Origin of the sequence: Pseudonocardia sp. DR1-2, from assembly GCF_023717215.1 — a bacterium.
In the GTDB taxonomy this organism is placed as follows: domain Bacteria; phylum Actinomycetota; class Actinomycetes; order Mycobacteriales; family Pseudonocardiaceae; genus Pseudonocardia; species Pseudonocardia alni.
The window spans coordinates 1-941 of record NZ_JAMQOF010000021.1 but is presented as its reverse complement, the minus strand read 5'-3'; the positions used below and the strand labels follow the sequence as shown (position 1 = coordinate 941).

Genomic DNA, 941 nt, shown 5'->3' with positions numbered 1-941 from the left:
CTGCGGCACCTGCCCGACTACCTGGAGCAGCTGGAACGGTCGCTGACGGCGGCCGGCGCCACCGTGCACTGGGCGCGCGACGCGGCCGAGGCGAACGCGATCGTCGTCGACATCGCGCGGCGGCACGGCACCGACGAGGTCGTCAAGGTCAAGTCGATGGCCACCCAGGAGATCGACCTGAACTCGGCGCTGGAGGCCGCGGGCATCCACGCCTGGGAGACCGACCTCGCCGAGCTGATCGTGCAGCTCGGCGACGACCTGCCCAGCCACATCCTGGTCCCGGCGATCCACCGCAACCGCGCGGAGATCCGGGAGATCTTCCTGCGCGAGATGGGCCGCGCCGGGCGCGCCGCCCCGGCGGACCTGACCGACGAACCGGCGCGCCTGGCCGCCGCGGCCCGGGAGCACCTGCGGGAGAAGTTCCTGCGGGCGAAGGTGGCGGTCTCGGGGGCGAACTTCGCCGTGGCCGAGACCGGGACGCTCACCGTCGTCGAGTCCGAGGGCAACGGCCGGATGTGCCTCACCCTGCCCGAGGTGCTGGTGTCGGTGGTCGGGATCGAGAAGGTCCTGCCGACCTTCCAGGACCTGGACGTGATGCTGCAGCTGCTCCCCCGGTCCTCGACCGGGGAGCGGATGAACCCCTACACCTCCACCTGGACCGGGGTCACCCCCGGCGACGGGCCGCAGGAGGTGCACGTGGTGCTGCTGGACAACGGCCGCACCGACGTCCTGGCCGACCCGACCGGGCGGCAGGCGCTGCGTTGCATCCGCTGCTCGGCCTGCCTGAACGTGTGCCCGGTCTACGAGCGCACCGGCGGGCACGCCTACGGCTCGGTCTACCCGGGCCCGATCGGCGCGATCCTCACCCCGCAGCTGCGGGGGGTGGGCACCGACCCGCAGACCGACTCGCTGCCGTACGCCTCCAGCCTGTGCGGGGCGTG

At 73.1% G+C, this 941-nt stretch carries 1 protein-coding gene; it reads left to right on the top strand.

The genetic code is table 11. The annotated features are described in order from the left end of the window. Nucleotides 1-941: lactate utilization protein B (locus ND486_RS28705; RefSeq protein WP_251787436.1), on the top strand; the 941-nt coding region annotated here is incomplete at both ends.